General features: G+C 42.6%; 22 protein-coding genes and 1 riboswitch. Of the genes, 5 read left to right on the top strand and 17 right to left on the bottom strand.

Annotation, left to right across the window (positions count from 1 at the left end):
• The first annotated feature begins 108 nt into the window (after positions 1-108).
• Complete coding sequence (locus tag H1R82_RS10860; RefSeq protein ID WP_181731895.1) at positions 109-300, top strand: helix-turn-helix transcriptional regulator; 192 nt, start codon at positions 109-111, stop codon at positions 298-300.
• Positions 293-868, top strand: coding sequence for a peptide deformylase (def, locus tag H1R82_RS10865; RefSeq protein WP_049719846.1), 576 nt, complete (start codon positions 293-295; stop codon positions 866-868). The genes H1R82_RS10860 and def overlap by 8 nt, the downstream gene beginning before the upstream one ends.
• Before the next feature lie 50 nt (positions 869-918).
• Here def and cmr6 read toward each other — a convergent pair whose 3' ends face one another.
• From cmr6 to H1R82_RS10900, 7 genes are all read right to left on the bottom strand, one after another.
• Entirely contained in the window at positions 919-1,500 is a 582-nt protein-coding gene (gene cmr6 / locus H1R82_RS10870) for a type III-B CRISPR module RAMP protein Cmr6 (protein ID WP_181731896.1), read from the bottom strand.
• 259 nt (positions 1,501-1,759) lie between these two features.
• Positions 1,760-2,185, bottom strand: a complete 426-nt coding sequence (gene cmr5, locus H1R82_RS10875; protein ID WP_181731897.1) for a type III-B CRISPR module-associated protein Cmr5 — start codon at positions 2,183-2,185, stop codon at positions 1,760-1,762.
• The gene (gene cmr4, locus H1R82_RS10880) at positions 2,178-3,029 is read right to left on the bottom strand and encodes a type III-B CRISPR module RAMP protein Cmr4 (RefSeq protein ID WP_181731898.1); all 852 of its coding nucleotides are present in this window, start codon (positions 3,027-3,029) and stop codon (positions 2,178-2,180) included. The genes cmr5 and cmr4 overlap by 8 nt, the downstream gene beginning before the upstream one ends.
• A complete protein-coding gene (locus tag H1R82_RS10885; protein ID WP_181731899.1) occupies positions 3,026-4,213 on the bottom strand; it encodes a type III-B CRISPR module-associated Cmr3 family protein in 1,188 nt (395 codons plus the stop codon). Before H1R82_RS10885 ends, cmr4 begins: the two co-directional genes overlap by 4 nt.
• Entirely contained in the window at positions 4,206-6,152 is a 1,947-nt protein-coding gene (gene cas10, locus H1R82_RS10890; RefSeq protein WP_181731900.1) for a type III-B CRISPR-associated protein Cas10/Cmr2, read from the bottom strand. Before cas10 ends, H1R82_RS10885 begins: the two co-directional genes overlap by 8 nt.
• Positions 6,145-7,176: a type III-B CRISPR module RAMP protein Cmr1 gene (cmr1, locus tag H1R82_RS10895; RefSeq protein ID WP_181731901.1), complete on the bottom strand. Its 1,032-nt coding sequence runs from the start codon at positions 7,174-7,176 to the stop codon at positions 6,145-6,147. Before cmr1 ends, cas10 begins: the two co-directional genes overlap by 8 nt.
• 4 nt (positions 7,177-7,180) lie before the next feature.
• Positions 7,181-8,131, bottom strand: coding sequence for a hypothetical protein (locus tag H1R82_RS10900; RefSeq protein WP_181731902.1), 951 nt, complete (start codon positions 8,129-8,131; stop codon positions 7,181-7,183).
• Between the two features lie 252 nt (positions 8,132-8,383).
• On the opposite strand from H1R82_RS10900, the gene H1R82_RS10905 reads away from it, so the two are divergent.
• Both H1R82_RS10905 and H1R82_RS10910 read left to right on the top strand, forming a co-directional pair.
• Positions 8,384-8,710, top strand: coding sequence for a hypothetical protein (locus H1R82_RS10905; protein WP_181821664.1), 327 nt, complete (start codon positions 8,384-8,386; stop codon positions 8,708-8,710).
• 94 nt (positions 8,711-8,804) lie between these two features.
• Positions 8,805-9,365, top strand: a complete 561-nt coding sequence (locus H1R82_RS10910) for a GNAT family N-acetyltransferase (protein WP_220215014.1) — start codon at positions 8,805-8,807, stop codon at positions 9,363-9,365.
• Positions 9,366-9,392: 27 nt separating this feature from the next.
• On the opposite strand, the gene H1R82_RS10915 is transcribed toward H1R82_RS10910, so the two are convergent.
• From H1R82_RS10915 to H1R82_RS10945, 7 genes are all read right to left on the bottom strand, one after another.
• A complete protein-coding gene (locus tag H1R82_RS10915) occupies positions 9,393-9,938 on the bottom strand; it encodes an RNA 2'-phosphotransferase (RefSeq protein WP_374189129.1) in 546 nt (181 codons plus the stop codon).
• A gap of 157 nt (positions 9,939-10,095) precedes the next feature.
• Positions 10,096-10,509, bottom strand: a complete 414-nt coding sequence (locus H1R82_RS10920; protein WP_181731905.1) for a very short patch repair endonuclease — start codon at positions 10,507-10,509, stop codon at positions 10,096-10,098.
• 141 nt (positions 10,510-10,650) lie between these two features.
• Positions 10,651-12,135, bottom strand: coding sequence for a DNA cytosine methyltransferase (locus H1R82_RS10925; protein ID WP_232333879.1), 1,485 nt, complete (start codon positions 12,133-12,135; stop codon positions 10,651-10,653).
• A complete protein-coding gene (gene drmB / locus H1R82_RS10930; protein WP_181731906.1) occupies positions 12,107-13,954 on the bottom strand; it encodes an MrfA Zn-binding domain-containing protein in 1,848 nt (615 codons plus the stop codon). Before drmB ends, H1R82_RS10925 begins: the two co-directional genes overlap by 29 nt.
• Positions 13,951-17,271 carry a helicase-related protein gene (locus tag H1R82_RS10935; RefSeq protein WP_181821666.1) on the bottom strand — a complete coding sequence of 1,107 codons (3,321 nt, stop codon included), beginning with the start codon at positions 17,269-17,271 and terminating at the stop codon, positions 13,951-13,953. Before H1R82_RS10935 ends, drmB begins: the two co-directional genes overlap by 4 nt.
• Positions 17,272-17,357: 86 nt before the next feature.
• Complete coding sequence (locus H1R82_RS10940) at positions 17,358-19,070, bottom strand: nuclease-related domain-containing DEAD/DEAH box helicase (RefSeq protein ID WP_232333907.1); 1,713 nt, start codon at positions 19,068-19,070, stop codon at positions 17,358-17,360.
• Positions 19,067-21,418 carry a DrmE family protein gene (locus H1R82_RS10945; protein WP_181731909.1) on the bottom strand — a complete coding sequence of 784 codons (2,352 nt, stop codon included), beginning with the start codon at positions 21,416-21,418 and terminating at the stop codon, positions 19,067-19,069. Before H1R82_RS10945 ends, H1R82_RS10940 begins: the two co-directional genes overlap by 4 nt.
• 474 nt (positions 21,419-21,892) lie before the next feature.
• A riboswitch (cyclic di-AMP (ydaO/yuaA leader) is annotated at positions 21,893-22,034 on the top strand.
• 166 nt (positions 22,035-22,200) lie between these two features.
• Between H1R82_RS10945 and H1R82_RS10950 the strand changes: the two genes are divergently transcribed.
• Complete coding sequence (locus tag H1R82_RS10950) at positions 22,201-24,861, top strand: phosphoenolpyruvate synthase (protein WP_181731910.1); 2,661 nt, start codon at positions 22,201-22,203, stop codon at positions 24,859-24,861.
• 74 nt (positions 24,862-24,935) lie between these two features.
• Here H1R82_RS10950 and H1R82_RS10955 read toward each other — a convergent pair whose 3' ends face one another.
• The 3 genes from H1R82_RS10955 to H1R82_RS10965 all read right to left on the bottom strand — a co-directional run bounded on the left by H1R82_RS10955 (position 24,936) and on the right by H1R82_RS10965 (position 26,454).
• Positions 24,936-25,448: an Imm6 family immunity protein gene (locus H1R82_RS10955; RefSeq protein WP_181731911.1), complete on the bottom strand. Its 513-nt coding sequence runs from the start codon at positions 25,446-25,448 to the stop codon at positions 24,936-24,938.
• Positions 25,449-25,581: 133 nt separating this feature from the next.
• On the bottom strand, positions 25,582-26,037 hold the full coding sequence (locus H1R82_RS10960; RefSeq protein ID WP_037993717.1) for a hypothetical protein: 456 nt from the start codon (positions 26,035-26,037) through the stop codon (positions 25,582-25,584).
• A gap of 12 nt (positions 26,038-26,049) precedes the next feature.
• Positions 26,050-26,454, bottom strand: a complete 405-nt coding sequence (locus H1R82_RS10965; RefSeq protein WP_181731912.1) for a hypothetical protein — start codon at positions 26,452-26,454, stop codon at positions 26,050-26,052.
• Positions 26,455-26,496: the final 42 nt, after the last annotated feature.

The raw sequence follows: 26,496 nt of genomic DNA on the forward strand, positions 1-26,496 counted from the left end.
TCATATCATTTGCCAGAAATATAAAACCGAAAATGTCCAAAGTTATTGACATCCTGTGATGAATTGTTAAACTGTAAATGTCCAATTCTTTTGACACGGGTGATACGGTTGAAAAACAAAATCAAAGAAATCCGCAAAAAGCTGGAGCTCACTCAAGAGCAACTTGCCAAAGCTTGCGGAGTGGCGAGACAAACAATCAATTGCATCGAAAACGATAAATACGACCCCACGCTGGAATTGGCTTTCAAATTATCCAAAGTTTTAAAGGTAAAGGTGGATGAGTTATTTATCTATGAGTAAATTTCACACAGGTTATACCATTACCATGAAAGACATTGTAAGGGAAGGCCATCCGATTTTGCGCAAACGGACCCGGGAAGTGAACGTACCTTTGTCCAAACAGGATCAGGAAACGTTAATCTGTATGATGAACTTCTTGAAAAACAGCCAAGACCCCGTGTTGTCCAAAAAGTATCAACTGCGGGCAGGTGTCGGCTTGTCCGCCAATCAAATCGGCTTGAACAAACGCATGTTTACGGCTTACTTCGCGGATGAGGAAGGGACGGAACACGAATATGCCCTCGTCAATCCAAAGATCATCAGCCATTCCATTATGATGGTGTATTTGCCGCAAGGGGAAGGCTGCCTCTCCGTCGACCGGGAAGTAAAGGGCTTTGTCCCCCGTTACGAATGGGTCAAGGTCAAAGCGTTTAATTTAGAGGGCAAAGAAGTCACCTTGAAATTGAAAGGTTATGCTTCCATTGTCATTCAACATGAGATCGATCACCTGAACGGAATCATGTTTTATGATCGCATCAATAAAGAAAACCCTTTTCAAGTGCCGGACGACTGCCGGAGCCTTTTTTAACATCTGTTCAAAAAGAAATTGCCGGTTGAAACACTTCAACCGGCAATTTTTTATCGGATTTCTTCAAAACGACCGTAACCCACAGCCGTCTTGGCCCCGGCCCCGGTCCAACTCATCGCTTCTTTCAACCAATGAACCACTTTGTCCACATCTTTTATGTTTTTTTCCTCACGGGGAGCAACCGCAAAGAGAAATGGCTGATTTTCGTCCACGGCCAAAAAAGGAATGGGAATGGGGTTCTCCCATTCTCTCGGAGAAATATTTCCCGGATCCGTGTAGTATTTTGAAAAGTGTGGGGTCATCACATCTTCCACCAACCGGATTGGAGTTGCCGGAATGGCATCAAAAAAGATGACACTTCCTGCTTGGCGGTTATTTTCGTTTTGTTCCGAATCAGTCCGGTCACTCCCAAAGATCTGTTGAATATCTTTTGGATCATTCTCCTCATAAAACTCCGCCCAAGTCCGGACAACTCCTTTGACCGAAGAACCCGGCAAATAGGGAACCCCCAGTGTCGGATGCCAGTTCACCCCGTTTTCAACCGGATTCGGTCGTCCCATACCCGGAACAAACCGGGAAACGGTTTTCATCCGGATCAGCTTCCCCTTTTTTTTATTTACCAATTGCTGCAAACGGTATTTCGCCCTCTCAATCTCTTCCGCGTCCCCAACTTTACCGATTTTAGCAATTTTATTATTCCACTGTTGTTTCCCGGTACCTTCCCAAGCCAATTTTCTGATGAATTTTCGATTTTTACTAAGTCTACAGTCCCATTGATCACAAAATTTTTCATACCATAATCCTGCATTTCCTTTTTCCTTCATTAATACACGAATATCAGGCTTCGACGAACCCAAATTATATAAAGGTATAAAAAATTGGTTTTCTTGTTTATTGCTTCTCATCTTTCTCCTCCCCGGGCTCTGACTTTTTCAGTTCGGCCACAGCGATCTTGCGATGCCACTCCAAAAACGCCAACGTCTCCATCAACGCCCACTGATAATCTGCCCGGGATTTCCGGCTTAATTGCAAAAGCAGATCTTTATCCTCTTCAAACTCGGAATGCGGATGCTTTTTACAAATCCACTTGTTAATATGCTGATACAACCATTCATGGGGATCATCCGCCTTATCTTTGGCTGCCGAACGCAACTGGGCCAAAGCCTGTCCCAATCCGTTGATCAGAATGGCTCCCGCCAAATTCACCACATAACCGGCGTACTCATCCCCCTGCTTTTCCGTTTTCGATTGTTTCACCTCGCTTACCACTTTCAATGAATAAGCAGCGCGCTGTTGCTCCAAAGTTCTGTCACTCATTCTGTCCGCCTCCCAACACTTGGGTCACCATCCAGCCTTGGCCGATCGTTTCATTCCCCCCGACTTGGAGGTAATGGCTATCTTTCAGATAATCAGTAAACTCCTTCAATTTTTCCTCGTTACCAAACCGGGCCACAAACATCGTATAAAAGAGCGTATCCGGCGGAATCACTTCTTCCTGCCACAAGTTATTGCTTTTTTTCGTTCCGGTCTCCAATACATTCCGGAAATTTACCGGCAAACCGTAGCGGGCAAAGTAAGCAAACTCTTCGTCATTGATTATTGAAAGCCTGTTTTTCAACTCTTTATGTAAAAAAGGATGACGGATCAATTTCTTTAAATACGGAACCAAGCGCTCAATCAGCTCCGTTTCTTCCCGAATCTTAAACGTCAACTCTTCCAGGAAGATTGGTTTATCTTTTTCATATACACCAGCAGCAATTATTTCCCCGTTATTTATTTCCGGAATTTCGAGCGGAAAAGAATCCTGTTTATCCAACACCCCGGCCATTTTCATATCCCGGTAAAACCGTTTCAGTAAATAAGGGCTTGTCACCCAACGGTAATGCCCGGTCAAGGAACGGACGGGAAGCAACAACAGACGTGCATCCGCCACCCCAAAGGCGCCCGCATGATCTTGTTTACCAAATAAATCTTCCAAACCTTTTTCCCCTTTTTCCTCCAACCATTTTTCTCTCAAAGCCCCTTTCAAGCCGGAGCCCGGAATGGTCGGACTGCCGGTGGTTTTCTCCCGGGCGACCGGTAAATCGATGACACTGTAAACTTGTCCTGCTCCCGGATGAACCGGTGTTTCTGCCAACATACCCAAGATGTATCCTTTCATTTCGCTTCCCCTCTCTTCTTCCAGGTTCCGATCACTATTTGTCCCATCCCGTATTCCTGGTATTCTCCCGTTGTCACTCCATGTAAATGCTTAAGTTTGACCAACTCCTCCGGATCCGCCTGATAAAACCAGGTGCTTCCGGACGGAAGAAAAGTCATCAGCGTCCGCGGCCATGTTCTGGCCACATTCCAACCGCCGATTTGCACCGCTTTGCCGATGCCGGCGGAAAGGCAAACAGCGGATGAAAGATGTTCCCTGATTTCCGGCGGTCCTTGGTTCACCGCTTTTTTCATATCCGGATACCGGCCGGGCGTCAGCAAAGTCACCGTAAAATAACCTTTTCCATCTTGGTAAAATTGCTTTTCTTCAGGGATGCATGGAAAACCGGAATCATCTTCCGCATCTTTTTCTTCCACCGTCACTTCCGCAAAACGGCCTTCCCCGCCCAACGGAATCATGAACTTCTCCGGCACGTGCCATTTCTCTTCCATCCCGGAGACTTCCACCACGACTTCCAAATCCCGGTCCGGACGAGTATGTGTGACGGCATACAGATGATGATCCTCAGCCGTCCGGTTGGGTCCCCGCTTGATCCCGACACGCCGCTCCGGTTTCCAATGATCTTCCGGACAGAGAAACGAGTCTGGTTCGGGAACGCCTCCCTCCAGAATGACCTCCATCCCCTCACGATCAATCCACCAGTTCTCGATCCATTTACCATCCGGCAGATGACGGTCCGGAGACAAAAAGAATTTCACTTGCAAAAAGTCGCTTTCATCACTTTTTTCTGTCGGGGAAAGCCGGGTCAACCGCTCTCTGGTGCCGTACAACACCAGCGGCACCGGGTCGTATCGTTTTCCATGCATTTGCAAATAAGGTCCGGACAACCTTAAATTTCCCAGTGAATCCGGCTGCGCCCAGACTTTCCGCTTTTCCTCCGGGGAAAGCCTGCGGGTGTCGATGTATTCGCCTCCCAGCTCTTTGGGCCACTCCTTTCCGGGAACCCACTGTTTGATAAAATGGGCCATTGCCGCCCGGATGGCACCTTGCAAAGTGAAGATCGAAGGAGGAAACACTCCTTGTGGTGCCACCCCCGTCTCCTCCATATTAAACGGGGTTCCATCCCGGAAAAACAAAGTGTCCAACGCACGAAAACGCCATATCCACTTTCGTTGGTTATGCATCTTTTTCGAATCCTTTCTGTGCCAAAAACTTCGCCAAGATCGCTCCATCTGCTTTGAATTCGTTGGTCTCTCTGAGATAAGCGGTATCCCCCTTCATTGATCGCTTCACGACAAAGCAGACTTGGAGCAACCGATCCATTTGTTTTTCGATCTTTTCTTTCTTCTCATCGGTCCATTTTCCGGAATCTCCCAAAATCCGGACATAATCTGAAAACAGCAACCGCTTGACCTGCTTTTGATCCAAAACCGCTTCCTCCTGATTTTCCAACAATGACTCATACATGGACAATTTATATAAAAAGCTGTTGGACAAAAGCGGATCGTCCTTCTTTTGCAGACCTTCCCGAATGTCATCAAAGACGGTCCGGTTCGTTTCCCAATCCAACACAAAATGCTCCCAAGGTGCCGACCACTGTGTGGCAATCCCCGAGCTTGTCCAAACCCCGACGGCCAAGCTGTCGCGTCCGGTCCCGCTTTTGGCCACATCATCCAGCAAGCGATGCCCTTCCTTCACCACTTCTTTCAATGGAACCTTGTAACGGGCAAAAAGGATCGCGGCAGAACCCGTCGCTGTTTTCGCTGCAATATGATCTTTGGAAAATACTTTTTCAAACGCCTTTTTGTACCGCTTGGAAAGATCGACAGCGGCCGGGATTGCCTGATCCAGCGGAAACATCGCCATCAAATCGTCCCCGCCGGCATAAATCGTCACGCCGTCATACCGGTCACGAATGTAATCAGCCAAGCCCGGCTCCTTTTCATCCCCCAGTGAAAAAACAGATAAAGCCTGGCTGACCTTCCATTCTTCACGAGTGTCCTTTAAAGCTTGCAACAAATCCCCCAACTTGTCCCCGTCCATGACAAGGAGTGCATAATAATTCGCAAACGGTTTTCCCAACTTTTTGTTCAATGCATCCAATTGCTTCTTCAGTTCCCGGACCTTTTCATCGTTTTCGATCAGTTTGTCCAACTCGTTGGGATAAAAAGCCATGGGATCCAGCGTCAAAAATGCATCGGCCCCCGCTTTTTCCGCTTCAGCCCGTAAATTGGGAAAATGATTTTTGGCGGCAAGACTTCTCAAAATCCCGTATTCCCTCGCTTTTTTCGCAAAATCAACGGCAAGGTCGGGACACTCATGAAGCGCCTGTTTCATCCCGGAATGAGCAGACAAATGATAAACCGACGGGAAAGAAACAGCATGATCCGTCCATTTCCAACCGATCGCCTCTTGGGTGACACGTGGGAAAAAGCGCTTGATGGTGCCAATCGCACTCAACCGTTCAGTTTCTTCCTTAATTTCCAAGGCATGGGTTTGTCCCAGATGATCCTTAAAGCACCTCCAAAAAACACTTTGTTTTTTTCTCTCTTTGGCCCGCACATACCCGGACAACTCCTGCAACCGGGAAATGAGCATGCATTTGTCTCCCGGTTCATCCGTGGGAATATAACTGCGCCAGTACTTCCGGTAATTTAACTGACTGGGGCTATCAGCCACCACCCATGTGATCTCCCACCAGTTTTTCACTTGGCGTTCCCAAATCTCCCTGGTGTTTTTACCCGCAGATGCCGGTCTCGCCACAAACCGCTTCCAGACAGCATCTGCGATCCTTTCCCATGCTTCAAGCACCGCCTTTTCACATGCTTCCGGCCGGAAATCTTCCGGGATGGAGGCGGTAAAGCGGTTGGGCAATGACCCGATCCACGGTCCGTCCACATGCGGTTCCTTCAAGCCGGATTTTCGAATCGCCTTTACCAGCGGATCTTCATGCACTCTGGGAAACACGATTTTTCCCTTGTGTTCCGTAATGTAAGCCATGGCACATCCTGACAAATAAGACAACAAAAAAGAGCCGGCCAGCAAATCCCGCGTCCGTCTGGCCTGGGCCACAAAATCCTGTACCGGACCGATGGAAAAATGAAGCAGTCGTTGATCATTCATAGCCACATACCCTCCGGTAATGTTTCTCTTTTAATTGATCTTTAAATGATTGAATGGCTCCGGCATAGTTTACGGGTGGATAATCCTCAAAATATGGTTTTCCATTTCTCTTTTTTCTCAAATGCAACTCTTCCGGAAATTGAGTGGTTAAAAACAAAAAGGCTGAGTAGTATCGCTGCTTGACTTGAAACACCCTTAACCAAACCGGCGAAGGAGTTCGATCATATTCTTTATCTTTCGGCTCCAATGTACCGCCTTGAGTACGTTTTGGAAGACCAAAGATGACTGCATTTCTTTTATTTTTGGAACAAAAATTTTTGATAATATCGCCTGCGGTCTCCCATACTTTATCGGCACATTTGTCATTGACAACTGATACAAATAGTGAAGAATGATGATCCAGGATGGTATGGCTTTGTTCATCGTTCGGATCATGGTTCACCACGAAATTATTCCAGCATCTTGTTAAATTCTCTTCCCAATCTTCAAGTGATTTGGCGTTATGTAAAATCGGGAAATCATTATCGATCATGGATTGAAGCTTTTCACAATTTTTCGCTTCCCATTTTTCCAAAGCAATCGTCCCGTATCCGCGACGGACTTTTGCTCCCACACCTCCAAAATGGCCGAGCAGCCAAATGCTGGCCAGAAGTCCCCGCCAATCCGGATCCGGTTTTTTACCTTGTTTTAAATGAGGTCGTAAAAGAAATTCGATTTCAAAACTTTTATCCTTATAAAAATCTGAGTTTCCTTTTCCCTTGGGTTTTTCTATAAACCGCATCAAAAAAGCCGATTGCCCGGCTTTTCCACTGGCACCGCCAAACAGATACTCTTCTTGCGTGATCCCGAGTCGTTTCACCTTTTTCTTATAATGCGGATTGGCAGCCCGGTACCAATACCGTAGCGCTCCTTTGATGGAAGGAATGCGAAGCTCGACTATCGGTTTTTTTCCTTTGTTATATGCACCATATAATTTTAATGGAGTCATCACACGAAACCTGGCTGTAATCCTGGGATGCTTCATGTGCTCATCCCTCCTTTTTTTCAGGGAGTGCATGGATATATGTAAAGATATGGCCTAATAAGGTCACTGAGGAGTTGGAAGGGGTAAACCATCCATATTTGTTAAGTGATTTTATATCATCATTTGAAATCTTTTTTTTCGGATCATCAGTATAAACAATAATCGGAATATCCGATTTCTCTTTAGTAAGTAATTGAGTTACTTCTCTGATTCTTAAATCATCACTTTGATTTTCATTGTTGTAATAGAAAACAAGTATATCAATATCTCTCAATCTATTTTTAATTTCCCCTTTAGGAAATTGTTCTGGATTTTCCCCTAATGAAATATATTCAGGTTTCCTTACCCCACGTTTAGTCATCGCAGGATCCAGATATTTTTTCATATTTTTCAAGTCTTCCTCTGAGCCGAGCACCATCACCTTCACTTCTTTATATCGCCGTTCGTTTTGTATTAACCGCTCTAAATCATCCACTCTTTGGTTTAATTTATTTTCTTGCACAAATTGATTCCACTTCTTATTGAGTTCTGTTTCTATTTCTAATCGTTGCTTCTCAAATTTTTTAATAGCAGTTTCCTTTAATTCTGCAAAAGCTTGTTCCATTTTCTGACGTAAATTTTTGGGAAATGTATAAATTTCAGTACCAATAGCAAAGCTTAAAACTCCTCCCATAAGAGATAAAAACATAAAAACCTTATCCCATTCTCTTTCTACAAACGCACGGTAATCGTCCATGTCCTTATCTGCTGATTTTTTAAATTCCTTGATCTGCTCTTTTAAAAAGTTGTACTCATCATTTTTGGTTTTCAGCTTTTCGACTTCAGAGCGAAGGCTTTCCACTTCTTTTTTTAACGCTTCCACATCCTGAGATTCTTGAGCTTGTCCTTCTGCCGGAATCAGGAAAACTCCGGAAAGCATCAGGACTGTCAGTAAAAACAGAAAGTATTTTCGCATCTTTCTCCTCCTCTCACATCGACAAAATTTTGTTTTAATATAATAAAACATAAACATTTAAAAATTATTCAACGTTTTTTGTAAAAAAACCTCTTTTCTTTACAAATTAGTCAAAATCAAAATGAATTTGATAAAATTAAATTCCGTCTCTTTGGCAAAAGAAGCCGGATTTCATCGTTGCTTGTTGCTGCTTTTACAACCACATAAATATTTCGCAACATCCGATTTGTCACTGTTTCAAACATGGAAGATTTGGCGGGGGCTTATGGTTTCACCAAATGGTACGATCACCGAACCCACAGTGATCAAACCATCCGCTCCTTTTTCAACACCGTCATGAACCGGTTGATCCAAACCATTGAATCTGAATTGCAAAAGCAAATTCCCAAAGAAAAAATGGAACAAGTCATTTTCAACCTGAACCGAAGCCAACTGAATATTGCCTCTGATCTTGCAACCATTCGTGCAGAAATGCGTGTGGATGATGACTTTAGAGATGAAGAGGAAGAAGATGCGGATAAAAAGGATGGAGAAATGGAAATCTCGACGAAAAAGCAGTTTGCAAACCATCTGCGTTAAATAACAGACCTCCGTCTTGTTCAGACGGAGGTTTTGCACTAAAATAAAGAAACAGTTTGTCAATTCATCATTTTTCCATAAAGGAGCAAAAATTATGCTTTCAACCAATCGAATTTATATCAGAAAGTTAGAACTTTCTGATGCCGAAGCGTTGTATGAATTGAGAACCCGCAATCTGAAATATTTCCAGCCGTTTGAACCCATCCGGCCCGACGCGTATCACACGTTGGAAGGTCAAAAAGAAAAAATCGAAAAAAACCTTTGGAAGTGGAAAAACGATTTGGGATACAGTTTCGGTATCTTCCTGGCCTCCACGGACCAATTGATCGGCCAGGTCAATTTAAGCCATATTGTTCGTGGAGCTTGGCAAAATGCCTCCATCGGTTATTTTATGGATCACTCGATGCAAAGAAAAGGATATACGACAGAAGCCGTCAACTTGGCATTGGACTTTGCTTTCAACCAAGCCGGGTTACATCGCGTTGAAGCCGCGATCATGCCGCGAAACACCGCTTCCATCCGGGTGGTCGAAAAAGTGGGCTTTCTTTATGTCGGTCTCTCCAAATACTATTTACAAATCAACGGTGTCTGGGAAGACCATCACATCTATGCCATCACGCAGGAAACGTGGCAGGAAAAATCATTGAATAACTAAATTCTGAAAACAATGACCGCAAATCGTTTATTTCCTTTCCTTTAAATAGCGGACCGGAACATGATCTGTCAACCAAACCCCATTGGCAGAACGAAAAAAGGCATATCCTTCCTTATGCATCTCCTTTGCCAGAACAACCAAGATGACAGGTTTTCCGTGTCTGCTTCCCACCTTACGGGCCACATCCGGATCCCCGGATAAATGCACATGATGCCGTTTTACTTTCACCAGTCCCTTTTGACGGATGGAATGAAGAAAACGTTCCGCCGTTCCATGATACAATCGATCCGGCGGTTGCACCGGCTTGAGATTTAAATCGACCGCGATGGAATGCCCTTGATTCGCGCGGATCTTTTGTCCATCTTCACTCAAAGCAAAACGCTGCTTCTCATTCGTCGCCACAATCCGCTCAAACACCGTCCGATCCATCGGAACCCCATGGTTGCGGCATGCCGTCAAAAGCTGCTCCACATCCACCCATCCATTTTGATCCAACTCAAGACCGACCATCTCCGGCTTATGACGTAAAACTTTGCTTAGAAACTTACTCAGACGGACATCTGATTTTAACAAAACCATCAAGCTCCTTTGAACGAAAAATGACAAGTTGAATATAAACAACGAATGCCAGCCTGCAAGAATATATCAGATACCGACTTGTCCAAGAACGTTCATAAATATTAACGCATGAAAAATTCCCCACAGAATATGTACAAACATCAATGCTCCATTAATTTTTGGCTTGGTTTATAAAGTCTGAAATTTTATTGATACTTCCATTAAAGTCCTCTTTGATCTCATGTTCCCAAACCCTTAAAATATTCCAACCTTTTCTGATGTAATAATCTGAAACCTCTTTATCACGTTGAATGTTCCTTTCTAACTTTTCAACCCAAAATTCTCTGTTTGTTTTGGGGATTTTGCCGTGAATTTTGCAACCATGCCAAAAACAAGAATCGATAAAAATCACGATTTTATATTTTTTTATCGCTATATCAGGTTTACCATACAAGCTTTTAACATTTCTCCGAAACCTTGCCCCTCTTTTCCACAATTCCTTGCACACTTTATCTTCCAGTTTGGATACCGGACCGATTGCTTTCATGTTTTTGGTTCTTTGCTCCTTTGAAAGGACATCTGTCATATCAAACTCTCCTCAAAGCCTTGGATTCGTGTAATAAAAGCAAGATAAAAATACTTCTGCCATAACTTATCTTACAGCAGAAGTATTTGATGCGTGAATATATTCGATCAATAAACAACTTAACTTGCGAAACAATAAAAATTATTCATCCAACATTTCCTTAATCGACCGGGCAATGATTTCCGACATTAAAGGAGGCACTGCATTACCCACTTGAACATACTGGTGAGTTCTGGGCCCTTCAAATATGTAATTATCAGGAAATGTTTGAATTCTTGCCGCTTCCCGCACAGTAAGACTCCGGCATTGTACCGGATCAGGATGAATATTGTAATGACCGTCCTTGGAAATATGTGCCACAACAGTATGGGGTAATTCATTTTCACGATGAACCCTGAACCGGTCAAGAAACGATTCTCTATTTTTATGAGTTTGAAGCCTTTCAGGTAATTCATCATAACGAAGTTGTAAGCCTTGAGCTGCTTTTTCTATTGCCATATTGTAAATTTCTCTGTCAAGTTTTCTTACCAAACGTGCTTTGTGATTCAAAACACCAATGCTGTCTTCCCTCATTTTTCTTTGAAAATCAGTTAAATGGGTTTCGGAATAATCACCATAAAAATAATCATTCCCTTCCCCTGGATTTAAAGCGGGCAGGTCATACAATACATTTTTTGTTGTAAGATCATCTTTCCACGCAAATTTATATTTTCCAAAATTCGGGTACTTAAAGTTTAATTTTTTTTGAAATCCAAAAAGAAGCACTCTTTTTCTCCTTTGCGGAATGCCGTAATCACTAAAATCCAATACATTTTTCAAATCATCTTCATTTTCTCCTGATAAGAGATAATAGCCGCTCCGGTCAAATTCTTCCTTAATGGTTTCAAACACCTTGCCTTTTTTGGCACTGATAATTCCCGGAACATTTTCAAAAACAAACACTTTTGGCTTAAAATGATTAACCACATTTAAATAATAATAAAACAAATAATTTCTGGGATCTTTGTCGGCAGATTTTTTCATCCTTCCCCGTCCCACCAAGGAATATGCTTGACACGGAGGTCCGCCGATAATTAAATCCACACTCGTCATATCCTGCTTTTTCAGTGAAGCGGTAATTTCCTCAATGATTTGTGTCGTAGAGGTGGCATCCTTATCGTTGTTGGGATTTCCAAACTTCCGGTTCAGAACGACCATCTCCAGCAATCCCTTTAAATCCGGATATTTTTTAAACACTTCTTCCCTGTTTTGATCAATATCTTTATGACTTTCAGATGAACGCAGGTATGAAAAATAAGTGTCCAAATCCTTCTGTTTCTTTAAAAAATGATACATCATTCTTGTTTTTAACGTTTCACAAGCCCACTTATCCTTTTCCACTTTTGCTGCAAACCGGAAACCCAACCGGTGAAATCCTTCACTCAAACCACCTGCTCCCGAAAATAAATCAATAACAACCATGACTGTCCCCTCTTCATCTGCTGTTCTAATATGATTATAAAACATATGTTCTATTAATAAAACGCTGAATCTTACAAAAAGAAGGCAGCCGGTTTTAAACCGGCTGCTTTTGAGTTTAGCATCTCTGTGGATGCTTTTAACATGAAAAGAATCCGACACTTTCATGTTCATCCGTTCCCACAATCAAGGCACGGTCCAAAATCCTGTTTCCAAACTCACAGGATGTCTCAGGCAACAAAGCACAGTTATGACAAGCAGCAAGATTGCATGAATCGGGGCCTTGCCCTTTGCTCTGAATGCAAACCGGATCTGAGGAACACCACTTGGCATTTTCAAGCAATTCATAAATGACATTCTCCAATCTCCCGGGAATCCCTTGTCTGACCAATCCTCCCATCGACCCTTCCGAATCGTTGGATGCCGTGTAAATCAGAACTCCGTTCATGGAGTCGTCAGCCGAATCCTTGCTGCAATAAATTCGTTCCCGTATGGATGAACTGCCATAGCCGCATTCAAAACTGAGTTGATTGATTAACAGATGCGCAAATGTATGAATCAACACAAACTTCGGATTTAATTTGAAATCATTAAAACGGCTTTTCGAAAGATTGTATTCCAGCTCCTCAATCCTTTTTTGCACCAACGGATTTTGAACCCATCGGTTCAACTGGTTGTTATCAAATTCAAAAAAAATCCCTTCTCCCTTTACTTGCACAGCCGGCAACCAGTCGACCGGTTTTTTGGACAATTGCCTTCTCCAAATCATCCGGTTCTGATAGTCCGGCGGCTCCAGACGGGTAAATCCCATAAAAACCCGTGTCTCCATCAATTTATGCACCAAGCCGATGTTTTTGAAGTATCTTGAAACAATATCCTTATATTCATTTGATTTCTTTACCTTGACATATAACTCCTGATTGTCTGCTCCGGCCCCCGACAGAATGGCTTTGTATTCCGGAAGACGGATTTCAGTATCGAAATTTTTTTTGAGCTTTATTTTCTTTTCTTTGTTCTCTTTTTCAAATATCCTGCTATATGCCAAGTCATACAATTTGTCAGGATCAATACCACGTTCAGTAGCAATAGCATATGAAAAACTTTTTAAAACTCCCCACTTTGAACCCTCCATCAAACTACCGCTTTGTTTATATACATTTAAAACCTGTTCAAGTGCCTTTTCAGTATTTTGATCTGTATTTTTAGGTAAATAAATGGCACCTTGGACAACGGGAAAGTAAACATTGGAGGCACCCCTTTGCACGACATGCAAATTTTTTCCGCATCCTTTGGCCTTTTCATTCACTTCTCCCAGCCAAGGACGGCTGCCGCTGCACTTCTTGAATTTTTCCAAAGATTTATTTCCAAAAGCACCGGCCATGGTGTTATATGCACCACATTCACAATGAATCGAGATCCCGGCCAAGCTGCTGCTTTTCCCCGTAATCATGCGTAATGCTTTTTCTCCAAATCCTTTTTTGCATTCTTGTCCTTTATGAGCCCATTCATAAAATGGAAAATCTTCTATGTGCCCCTCACTGCAAACCGTGATAAAACGAACCGGAATCAATTGAGGACGTTTTTTTTTCTCGAGATTACTGCATGACAGACCGTACTTATATTTCTTTCCCTTACACTGAAGGTTTTCATTATTTGAGTATAATGTTCGTTTAACCATCCAGCCGCACCGGGGGCAATAGTACCAAAGAGGAAAATTGACAAACGGAATTGTCAAGCTTGTATTTTTCTGTTTGTTTTTAACCTCTCGATATTCCGGAGGCAAGCGAAATTCTTTAACCCCCAATTGTTTTTCGAGTCTTTCCTCGTGAATGACAAATTCATCTAAACTGTTCTCAACCGAAGCCCAATTATACACATTGTTCCATTCATCCAAACCGGCCACCATCAGGGAAACATTATTTGGAAAGTTAACGATTTGCCCGATCCCCCATGGAGAAATCAACTGGCTTTGCCTGATCTTTTTCAATTTTCGTCCTCCTCTTCGGGGTAATTACTGATGACTGAAGCCATGCACTCAACATCAACATTTCTCATGGACGTTAATGTAGGCCAGGATTTATTTATTTGATCATCTTCTTTGTTATAGATTCCCGCCGGATACAATAACGGGGGATTGGAGTATTGACCGGAAGGGCTTCCATATACCAAAGGAGAAAATCTCTCCCACTCTTCGAACCTCATATTCAATTTTTTCAAAGTATCTTGTTCTTCTTCCGGATCTATATTTTTGACTCTTTCAGAAATAATTTCCGAAACAAGCTTTTTTATATTTTCATCAGGCACTTCAGGATCATCCAAATAACCTTCTCCCCCCAAATAACGAACCAGCCCGGTCATTACCGCATGAAGTGCCCTGTCCCTGACTGGTGAAGCAAAAGGTGTGACGCTGACCGGTTCAACATGACTGTAAATTTTATTGTGATAGGAATAAAAACGCTCATAGATCGAACGATCCCGTGGCTTGGAGGTGTTGTATAATACCACCACCAATCCCGGAGCACCGGCATTGCGTCCTACACGGCTGGTTGCTTGGATATACTCGGAAGTCGTTTTGGGCTGTCCGATCACCGTCATCAATCCCAACCGGGAGATATCCAGACCAACAGAGATCATATTGGTCGCCAAGCATACATCCACCGGATAGTCTTCATTCTTACCAGTATACTCATTTTCTAATTCCTGTAAATATCTTGGTATTTCACCGGAACCTATTCTCGAAGTGAGTTCAATAATCCTCTTCAGTTTTCTTTTACGTTCTTTTTGATCACTTGTTATATTTTTTCGCTTCCACATTGCCCGAATATATTCATCAATATCGGCGGAAACCAATGTAGCGGCATGTCCCAGTTCCCTGATACTGTTAAAATAATTAACGATAGTCCAATAAGGATCCCGTTCTTTCTCCTCTTGCACGTCAATCATTTTCACTGCCTGACTGAGTGCAGAAATCACACGGACTTGAGCCGTTGCATGGGACGGAAGAGCTGAGGCATGCACACCAATATAAATCCTTCCTGGCATTTGTTCGGATTTTCGATCAACATAGGCAAAAAAAGATTCACCTGCATCCATGCACTGCGGGGGAAATTGGACGACCTCGCTGGTTTTCCGGTTGTATAAAGCCCGCACCTGTTCTTTCGCCCTGCTAATCGTCGCCGTGGAGGCAATTATTTTCGGACCACGGCCGGTTACAGGATCTTTACATAATGCCTCCACTAATGTTTCATAATGCCCTGCAAGCGATCCCAACGGTCCTGAGATCAAATGCAACTCATCTTGGATGATTAATTCGGGGCCTGAAACTCTCTCTCCGTTATTTCTGAAGCCAAACAAGGCTCTTGATTCTTTTTTCCATGGAATGATCGCAAATTTATCTACCGTGGAAACAACCAATGTCGGAGGTGTTTCAAAAATATCTTCATCAATAACCAAAAGCGGCAATTTCCTGTTATTCTTCTTATTAAACTTGCATTTTTCATCATCACACTGAAAAATAACAGTACCGTCTTCCGGATGATAACCTTTTATTTCGAATTTATGCTCTCCTTTGTTTTTTCTTTTTACAGGACCCATTTGCGCTCCACACCACGGGCACTTGGTCACAACAAAAGGATTATCATCGGTTTTGTACTTTTTTAAACCACCTAATTTGCTTTTGGCAATGCTTCGGGTATTGGGAGTTAGATTGCTCCCCACCCACAATCCGATGGTAATTGGCTCTTCTCCCAAATCTTTTTGTTCCAGTTGTCGTAAATATTCGCAAGCGGTTATCAGCGCGGCAGCCCTCTGAAACTGTTGTGCGGTCAACAGCCTGAGTGTATAACGCATCAGTACGGTGGTCCCAGAATCCTTTGGATTTCTTAATCTCCGCAAAAAAATAGTAAACGCCGTCAGACCGAGGTATGCTTCCGTTTTTCCTCCCCCGGTCGGAAACCAGATGATATCCACCAGCTCCCGGTCTTTGGAATGCGGATCCGCCACAGCCTTTAAATTCATTAAAATGAACGCAATCTGAAAAGGCCTCCAATTACCCAATTTACCATTGGGCCAGGTTGTCTTGTCTTCAGGTTTTATTTCGCGGTATTCCTTAATTTTATCCGTATCTTCTTCCGGCCATCTTCTCAAAGGAAGAGAATAATGCAGCTGTTGCAGCAGCATCGCTTCATTCATCAGCTTGAATGCATGTTGCACCACTTCATCTTCTTCAAGCAGTCTGAGTCCCTCTCTCATTCTTTCCAAGCACATTTTGCAGTTTTTGACTTGTTTTTTTGCAACCTGTTTTAATCTTTCCGTTTCTTCGAAATCATCTGTTTCCAATAAAGATATTTTTTCTTCTTGTTTCTTTATCCATTCCTCATATTTGGAACATAAATGTTTTAAGTTTTTTATCGCATGTTCTAGATCACGGCCAAAATCATACATTTTTAATTCAATCTCTTTAAATTCCGCCGGCAAAATCGGTTTCATCTCAAATTGCGGGATAATCTCGGTACGTACACTCTTGGCCTTGCCAACAGACACCTCTTCCCAACCGGCCGCACATCCGTGTCCTATGGCATAACTGTGATAATCCCGGTATAACAATGCATTAATCTCGTCATCTTCATTTCTTAGATATTTTCTTTCCGGATAAGGAAAAAAGCTTGCTTCCCCATTGGTTGAAGACACGTGCATTTCCACTTGAAAAAAACAATGTTCACTGTGGTATAAACTTTTCTTGTTTTTCGTTTTAATTTCGTTGACCAATGTAAATGTGAGTAAATTTTTATTCCCCTCGGTTTTACGGTTAACGACTTTCACGACCAAACCGGTTTCTTTTTCATTTACCTCTACTTTGAATTCTCCTTTTTTCTTTAGTAGATCAGGAATTTCATCCTTCTTTATATCTTTTTTCCAATATATATTCTCCCGTAAATATGCTCTTTCTCTTTCCTTCACCTTCCCGTTTTCCTTCCAAGTGAATTTGTCCATACGGTACCTTCCGGCTTTTACTTCAATGGTCAATCCGTTTTCGGGAATTTCCACAAAACAACTTAATCCGATGGCGGATGGCAAATATTCGTTTGCCAAATTAATTATATCCCCTTCATACAATTCTTCCCCGCTGTTATTATATTTGTGTTTATACTCCTCCCTTTCCACTGCTTCATCCGTTACAACTTTTTCTTCATCATCTTCTTGTGAAGATTGCTCTTCTTCCGATACTTCCACAGCTTGATCCTTCGAAACCTGTTTGGGAAACAAAATTCCGGCTCCATATCTTTGTCTGGGTAACTCAAACAACACTTCTTCTCCATTGTCCTGAATAAACGGATATACCGGATCCGGTCCAATCAGTTCTCTTTTCAAAAAGTCAATGATTTTCTCTCTCATTGTTGAATCCCCCTGATCATTTTCTGATTCCACGCATCTTTCAAATCATGATGAATAAACATAAACAATTTCACTTTGGCCCGTGTCATCCCGACATAAAGGAGCTCTTGAATCCAATCGGATTCCAAATCATCGATATCGGTGATGATGATATGATTGTTTTCAAGCCCTTTGTAAGAATGAATAGTGCAAAAAGAAATTTCTCCAGGAGATTTGCTGCTGCTCACAGTCAAATCATGAAGTCTGAATTTTGGATGCGAAAAAGAAGACAAGGCTGAATTTTGGAGCTTTTTGGGAGAAAGCAAAGTGATTGAATTTTTATCCGTTCCTTGCTTGACAAGGTCTTTCAAAAGCTCGGCCACTTTTTCCGTCAATTCTTTTTCATCATTATAGAACCAATAATCCACACGAAAACCTTCAATGTCATTAACTGTGTAAGCATCCCGCCTGGCTTCGGAAAGAATCAATGCATGTTCAGCTATAAATTTGGTGTTGCGGCAATTTTTCTGCAATCTGAAACTTGTAAATTTGGATTCCTTTTCTAACAGACTCAACATTTCCTCTCTGTCCTGTTCACTGTATATGGCTTGATGCTCCAAATCACAAAATATTTGCCATCTTCCCCCGGACAAACCGTTTTTCACAAGCAAGTCCATTACATCCAAATAATTTTTTCTTATCAAATCCTGTCCTTCATCAATAATCAACCGGTCATACGCGTCAAAACCGTTTTCAACCAATATTTCAAACGCTTTTTCAGGCAACTCTGTCTCATAAAAATACTTGCCGCTGTGCCGAAATGGCACTCCTTTGCATATTCTTCTCAAAAACCGGTGAAATGAAGACACTTCAACCAAAGGATACTCTTCCAATCTCTTCTTCAAAGTGTCAGCAAGCAAATTGTTAAAACATAAGAATAATACTCTTTCTCTTTTTAAAGCGCTTCTGCGGGCCGACTCCACAGCCAGCATTGTCTTTCCTGTGCCAGGTCCACCTTCAAACAACACCCGGTCATTAAACTGTATATAATCAAGGCATATGTATTGCTCTTCAGTCAGCCGAATAATATCCTTTTCAACAAGCTCCTCTTTATACCAAAAAGGGACAACAAAATCAAAATCCTTCCGCAAATAGGAAACCAGTTGTTCAATATCTTTTTTATCGGGAAGTTCTATTTTCACTCCACTTTGCTCCAACTTTTTCTTCTTTTCTTGATGCAACCGAATGATATACTCAGTAACCGGATTCTTTTTGTCGCGTACATCATAAACCTTCCATTGATCTATATCAGGAGCGGATATTTTAAACTCTATATCGGTGAACATCACTCCGTATTCAAACAACAAATTCCCAATTCTTCCGTAATTCCCGAAACGTTTCCTGATCGAATCCCTCAGACTGTACATTCCATCCCGCGCCTGCTCAAAAGGACCGACAGCCTTCTTAAATTCTCTTCCCTTCAGATTTTTGTAAATCCAAACCCCGTTTTCTCTTCTCACCTCTCCGGCTTTCACTTCCAAGCAGAAAATTCCCAATCGGGGTGCCAGTACAACAAAGTCGATTTCCCCTTCCACTCTTTTCACATGACGTGAAATTCCCAATGAATGAAGGACCACCCAGTCCTCCGTTCCGGGAGCGTTCTTGAAAAGTTCAAATACTTCCTTTTCTCCCCTGCTTCTCAATTCTTTCTCATAGTAATCGGGTATCATTCTGGCCACTCAGACACACCTTCTTTGCTGAAGAATATTTTGTTCACATAAGACTTCTTAATGTTGTCTGTTTTTTTGCCCACACCTTTGACAACAAGACATTGATACATTTTGTCACTTTCTGTTTCCAAAGTTGCGGATATTTCCTCATAATTTCTCTGAATCTGTTGCAACACTTCATTCACCAATGAATGTGATGCTTCATGATGGGCCGACCGGAGAAGACTGACGGCATTTTTCACTTCTTCAACTCTTTTTTTCAACGGTTCATATCCGGTGGCTTCTGCAATAATATCAATATCATTAATGTCAGCCGGTCCAATCATATCCTTCTTCAGCCAATTATTGACAGTGACCTTATTACGTTTGAGTCCGTGTGATTTCAATATTTTGAACAACTGTTCAAAGTTGTTTCTCTTCTCCTTGAACTTGACTCTTAACGCCGTTTGCCACAACTTGGCAGTTTCTCTGATATAAAGGTCATTCTGCAAAATTTCCTCATCCACGTATTTCCTGATTCTGTCAGAACGCGATTTAATGTAAATAATTCTGTCACCCTTTGCCAACTGTTCAGGCTTCATTTCCTTTACCTTGCCCGTGGTAAAATCCCCTTCTTCTCCAAGGATCTTGTACAGGGGATATGTGGGTGTGAAAAACGCATGGTAACCTCCTTCAAATTCAACCGGTATCACTGTTCGGGCCAGTTTCTCATTCTTCGTTTCATATCCTTTCAATAAATCTTTATCAAAGTCATCATGATTAATCTGTAAAGATTTTTGATCCATCCCCGATGAATCTTCCTGACTCCCTGTCGTTTCTCTTTGATTGCTTTGTTTCATTTTTTGAATAAACTTTTCATAATAAAACTTGTAATAATACAACTCATGCTCCCAAAGCAGCATATAAATCTCCCGGCAGGTATAAGCGCTGATGATGAGATCAAGTTTCTTTTTTCCCAAATATCCTGAGATCAGCATCTTATCAAATGGTTCATAAAATCTCCCGAAATTATCGGGAGTTTCGACTCTGAAATTCAACCATTCATTGCATCCGGCTGCTTCTTCCCAAACCTCTTTTTCATGCTTGTTTTGAACTACCAAAAGAATCTTTTGACCCAAGTGATTTTCAACAAACTGCATGATATATTCAGCTTTTTCATTCCGGTTTATTCTTTCTTTTTTTTCTTCATCCAACAGTTCCAGCAATGTTATCAACCGTTTCACTTGCTGATTACCTGAAAAAAATTTTTTCAGTCTGTCTATCTTTGGATCCCGGAAATATTCCTCTGTTACAACAGACCTGGAAAGCCTTAGTAATTCCATATTCGCTTCATTAAAATACTCATTAATTTTTTCAAAAGCGTTGTATTGATTTTTTTTCAAGATCCTGTGACATTCACTTAATCTGTCATTTCTGAAATGAACCTGATTCAAACAAATATTTTTTGATACTTCAAACAAATGATTAATGTGATGATAAACTGTTGTCTTTGGAAAACGAACCCTGTCTGTCCATTCCTTTTCTTCAATGATTTTGAATCCTTCATGTTGTAATTCTCTTATTTCTTTTTTTTCTCTGTGGTCTGTAAAGACGGTTACAGGAATCTCCCGCTTCAGTATAAATCTTTCAAATTGAGTCCGGCTTTCCAATACATGACTGCTCCCGTCAATCAATATGGGACCGGAAAAATCTTCACAGAACTGAATAAACTTAAAAAGCTGGTGGATATTCGATGTGACCAGACAATTTGGAGCTTGTCCAACTGCATTAGCTTCCAAAGGAACAATTCTTCCCTCGTTGTCAAGCTTTGCACAATTAACCAAGTTTAACTTTTTAATATATCCAAATGCATTTTTAAATTTATTCAGCCCGGTAACAACAACACTGTGAAGTGAATTTAGTGTTCCAAATATGACTGAATCGCCGTCATGACTCTTGTTAATTAAAGATGTTGCAACCGTAAGTGGTGTATTTTGCGCAACCGGATACAATCTGAAAATCCTGTGGAACGGAACGGTGTGAAAAGCTGTCCCGTTGCGATACTTCATCAGCAGTTTAATCTCTTCTTTTCCGGCATCGAGCGACTCAAACTTACATACCACATTATTTACCGACAATTTTCTCCCTTTTCTGAACGACAACTTTTTCAATTCGGTGCCTTTGCCCATATTGATATTTTTTAATAATGCATGCCAAAGACACACCAACGCAGGCAATTCAAGTCTTCTCGGCAAAACAAGGACATGTTTCCCCGACTTTTTATTTGCAAGCAAATCCATCAATATATCGAATAATGGATGAAACAAATCGGATCTATTGTATTGCAACAGTTCATCTACCTTGTTCACCCTCTGCCTCCCTCAATCTTCTGTTTCATCGTCTTAAAATTCGACAATCAGCCAAAATTTATGACCGATAAATATAGAAATTGGAAAATAAATGGTAATTAAAAAAATAATAACTTTAAAAATTAACATATTACATCCGAAATTATACATCAAACATAACGGTTAATACAAAATTCATTCTAAATAAAAAGCATCTATCCTCTGGATAAATCACTAAGAATTTGTATTTTTCGCGGTATAATTATCCTTTTTTCGAAGAAAGTCACCAGTTGTAAAAAATAAAAATTTTATACCTCAATTCACAAGCAAAGATTGATATCAACCGTTTTTCAAATCCTTCACGATAATGAGAAAACAAAACAAAAACAGCATGAGAAGGATCAAACCGCCGGAAATGAAAACCAACCGCCTGTGATTCCGTTTTACAACCCTTATACCGGGGAGTAAGATGATCTCAATCTGAATAAAATCTCTTCATAAAAATCGCTGAATCCCATGATGGGAGCGGGGGAACCACCTGTTCCGGGGTGAATCCCGGGCAAACCGTTTGTCCGGGTAGGGTGACTCTCAACACCCGAATCCGTCAGCTAACCTCGCAAGCGTTCTGAGAGGAGGAGTGACATCGTGCTGAAGCCACGGTTTCTTTTGTGGTGCAAAAAAAGCCGCAGGAAGTCTTCCTTCTTGCGGCTTATTGTATAAGGCAAGGTGGTTATCAATATATTTCCTTACGTGATTCCAAGATCCCATAAGACCCGTTGAATCATCTTAATAAAAGGAAGTGAATGGCTTTGAATTATGTTTTGCGTTTTGAGGAAATGGATCGCCACAGCTTGCCGATGGCCGGGGGAAAAGGGGCCAATCTGGGAGAATTGGCCAACGCCGGATTTCCGGTACCCCCCGGGTTTTGCATCACCACCGGCGCTTACCGCCGGATCATTGACGAACGGGATGAACTCAAAGATTGGTTGGATCACTTGAATGAGCTGCAACCCGATCAGTTGGACACCATTCGTTCAATCGGACAAAAAGTGCGGGAATTTTTTGAGTCCCTGGAATTTCCCGCTGCGATAAAATCTGAAATTATCAAGGCTTGGGAGGAATCGGGAACGGAGCATGCCTATGCCGTCCGCTCCAGCGCAACGGCGGAAGACTTGCCCCATGCCTCTTTTGCCGGCCAGCAGGAATCCTACTTAAACATCAAGGGGGAAGAACCGCTTTTAAAGGCCGTCAAAAAATGCTGGGCCTCCCTTTTTACCGACCGGGCCATTGTCTACCGCCTCAAAAACGGTTTTGATCATCACTCCGTTTCCTTGGCCATTGTCGTCCAACGGATGGTCTTTCCGGACGTTTCAGGCATCCTGTTCACCGCCGACCCGGTCACGGGACACCGGCGCACGGTCTCCATCGATGCCGGTTTCGGGTTGGGGGAAGCACTGGTTTCCGGGATTGTAACCGCCGATTTGTACAAAGTGCGGGACAATGAAATCATCCAAAAACAAATTGCCAAGAAAGAAAAAGGGGTTTTTCCTCTCCCGGAAGGCGGTACCGAAGTCCGGGAACTTTCTCCGGAACTTCGCCAAAAACAGGTGCTCCCGGATGAAAAAATTCTTGCCTTGGCAGCGTTGGGGAAAAAAGTGGAAAAACATTTCGGCTCGGAACAAGATATAGAATGGTGTTTGGAAGGCGATAACCTTTACCTGCTTCAGAGCCGGCCGGTCACTTCCCTTTATCCCGTCCCTGCCGCCGGAAAAAATGAAAACTACCGGGTTTATCTGTCCATCGGCCATTCGCAAATGATGACCGATTACATGAAACCGCTCGGGATCTCGGTTTTTCAGTCACTCATTCCCTTGGATAACGAAACGACGCTTATGGAAGCCGGAGGGCGCCTTTTCTGGGATTGTTCCGGTTATCTGTTCTTAAAGCCCGTGCAGCGGAAGATCCTGCAAAGCACCCTTGCCGATGACAACATCCTGGTGCTGAAAAAAGTGATCCAAAGCAAAGATTTCAAGCGGCTCGCGCCCAAACGGGGAATCTTAAAGCACGCTTTGCGTCCGACCAAAGCGATTATGGGGATCTACAGAAACGCCATCCCCAGAATCATCCGGACCTGGTATTTTGAAGATCCAAACCGGATTGTGAAGCGGGCCTACTCCACTTTTGAACAAGATCTGGCCCGCTTCAAAAAAGAATTGTCCAAATACACCGGGGCCGTACGCATCCGGTTGATCCGGGATCATACCTTGTTCCAAACCATTCCCGATCCGTTGGCCTATACCTACACCGGAATGATCGCTCTTGCGGTAATCAAAAGCAAAATCAAAAAATGGCTGGGCGAAGAGGCTTGGGATCACGCCATCGAAAAGTCTCCCCCCGGCAATATCACCAGCGAAATGGGGCTGATGATCGGGGATTTGGCGGATGCAGCCAGACGTTATCCCGACGTGGTCCGCTATCTGGAGCAAGCAGAAGACCACAACTTTTATGAAGGGCTAAACCAAGTGGAAGGCGGTAAAGCTTTCCAAGCCGAACTGGACCGGTTCATGAAAAAGTTCGGGATGCGGGCACCCGGTGAGATCGACATCACCCGGGTCCGCTACAAAGAAGCGCCCGCCATGCTCATTCCATCCATTCTCAGCCATATGAAAAACAATGCCCCCGGGGAGCACCGCGAAAAATTTAAACAAGGGGAAAAAGAAGCACAGGAAGCCATCCGGTCTTTGCTGGAAAAAATCAAAGCAACACGCGGCGGAGCCCGGAAAGCCAGGAAACTTTCCCGGTGGATCGCCATCTTCCGGAACACGGTGGGCATCCGTGAATTGCCCAAATATATTATGATCCGCTATTTTGAGCTGTACCGGGAAGCGATTTTGGAAGAAGCGCAAAAACTGAGTGAAAAAGGTATCCTGAAACAAAAAGAGGATGTCTTTTACCTCACACTTGACGAACTGATCCAACTGTTGGAAAACCGGTTGGCCGGGGACGAAGCTATCAGACGTATCGACAGGAGCAAAGAAGAGGAAAAAGTATACCGGAATTTCACGCCTCCCCGGATCATCACCAGCGAAGGGGAAACCTTCAATGGAGGTGTGGAAAACAAAGATGCCCCGCCGGGCGCTCTGGTGGGCATTCCGGCATCAGCCGGGGTGGTGGAAGGGTATGTCAAAGTCATCCGCCGGTTGGAAGAAGGAACATTAAACAAAGGAGAGATCCTGGTCGCTCCCTACACCGATCCTGGTTGGACCCCCTTGTTCCATTCCGCCAAAGCGCTCATCACCGAAGTCGGGGGATTAATGACCCACGGATCCGTCGTTGCCCGGGAATACGGCATCCCCGCGGTCGTCAGCGTGGAAAACGCAACCCAAATCTTAAAAGATGGCCAATACATCCGTGTTGACGGAACCAACGGCTATGTCGAATTTCTGGAGGATATAAAGGAATAAAAATAAGGTTTCAACCAAGCCAAAGCCCGCTCCGGTGAAAAAGGAGCGGGCTTCTTTACAACATCCATGGACGATTATTCAATCAAGTTCAACAATTGTTCTCTGTTGATCTTCTTTTCACTTCCTGCCGGATAATGTTTCAGCAGGTATTCCTTTAAACACTTGGCCCACTCTTTTTGGTAGCCTTCTGTTTTTGCTATTTCTTTTGTAAATTCATCAATCATTTCATCATCAACGATTTCAATGGATTGTGGGACATAATTATCGTGACCATATTCAAATTTATACGCCTGCCAGATGGTATACTCCAATGCATAATTGATGCATAACCATATACTTGCCTGCTGAGAATTTTCCTCATCCACTGCATCTTCATAAAACATGGAGACTCCGCCATCTTCTTCATTGTCAAATACAGAGTAAAGATCACCGCCATCATATTTCTTCTCTTCGACCCATACCCAGCACATATCAATAGTTTTTCGGGCATCAGCGGGACCTTTGGTTACTTGATCCAAGATTTTCTCTGTTAAACTCAATAAATAAGCCACCCGAGCCTCTTCATTGATTTGGGTGTACCAACTCATGGCACCTCCTTCACCCTTTCCCGGGGGTATGAATCTGCAAATATGCAGCTTCGGCCTCTTCATTTACCTTTTCATGCCACTTCACCCTTGATGGATCGTTGACATGACTTTTAAACACATCGGAACGATTTTTTCATTTTTTAAGGACTCTGTGTGCTAAATCTTCCCAAATTAGTGCATCGTCAAGTTTTCCTGTTTCAAAGAAATGTTTAAAAGCTTGAATCATCGGATCATATTCCACCAACCATTCCTTGTTATAATCCGCTCCCACTCCTTGGGTTGTGATCATTTCAAATTCTTCATCTCGTGTTTGAACCTCAGGATTTGCCAAACAATATTGTATGCGATAATCAAATTCTATCGGGAAAAATGATACTGCGTACAGTCGGCGACCATCGATTTCATTTCCCCCGGTGACGGTCATGTCGCCAAAATCCGGGTTGGTTAAATATAAAGTATCAAAGTAATCACAACCCACTTGGTCCCCATCCACTTGATCCAAGTAACTTTTGATTTGTTTCCAATCCGGATTTTTAATCTTTTCTTTCCCGCCACCTGGCTTGAAAATAGTTAGTTCCCATTTACTCATTCGATCACCTGTTCAATCATACTTTACCGATAAGGCGATTTTTACGGCCTCTTCAAGTTTATTTTCAGCTACAAATTCCTCAATTCGCTTCGATTCTTCATCCCAATCCGGGCCATACGCATAAATGAAACGGGCAAATGAGATGATTACATCTTTGTCCAGAGATCCCAGCATGAATGCTTGGTGAAATAAGTCAAATGCCAAATCAACTCGCAATAAATACACAATTGCTGGATATGATTTAATAATGTCTTCGATTTCATCCTTGGATGCCGATGTTTCCAAATACCCCCTGATTTCGCCAATCAATGCCTCACATTTTTTCTCCAACAGTGGATATTTTCTCAAATCAATGTCATATTCTTCAGATTCAGTGATTTCCAGCAGTCTTTTTAATCGGGTGTACAGACAGTTCATCTATTATTTTCCCCCATTTACAAATCCGCTTGCATTTTTAAC

Source organism: Thermoactinomyces intermedius (genome assembly GCF_013912365.1).
Classification (GTDB): domain Bacteria; phylum Bacillota; class Bacilli; order Thermoactinomycetales; family Thermoactinomycetaceae; genus Thermoactinomyces; species Thermoactinomyces intermedius.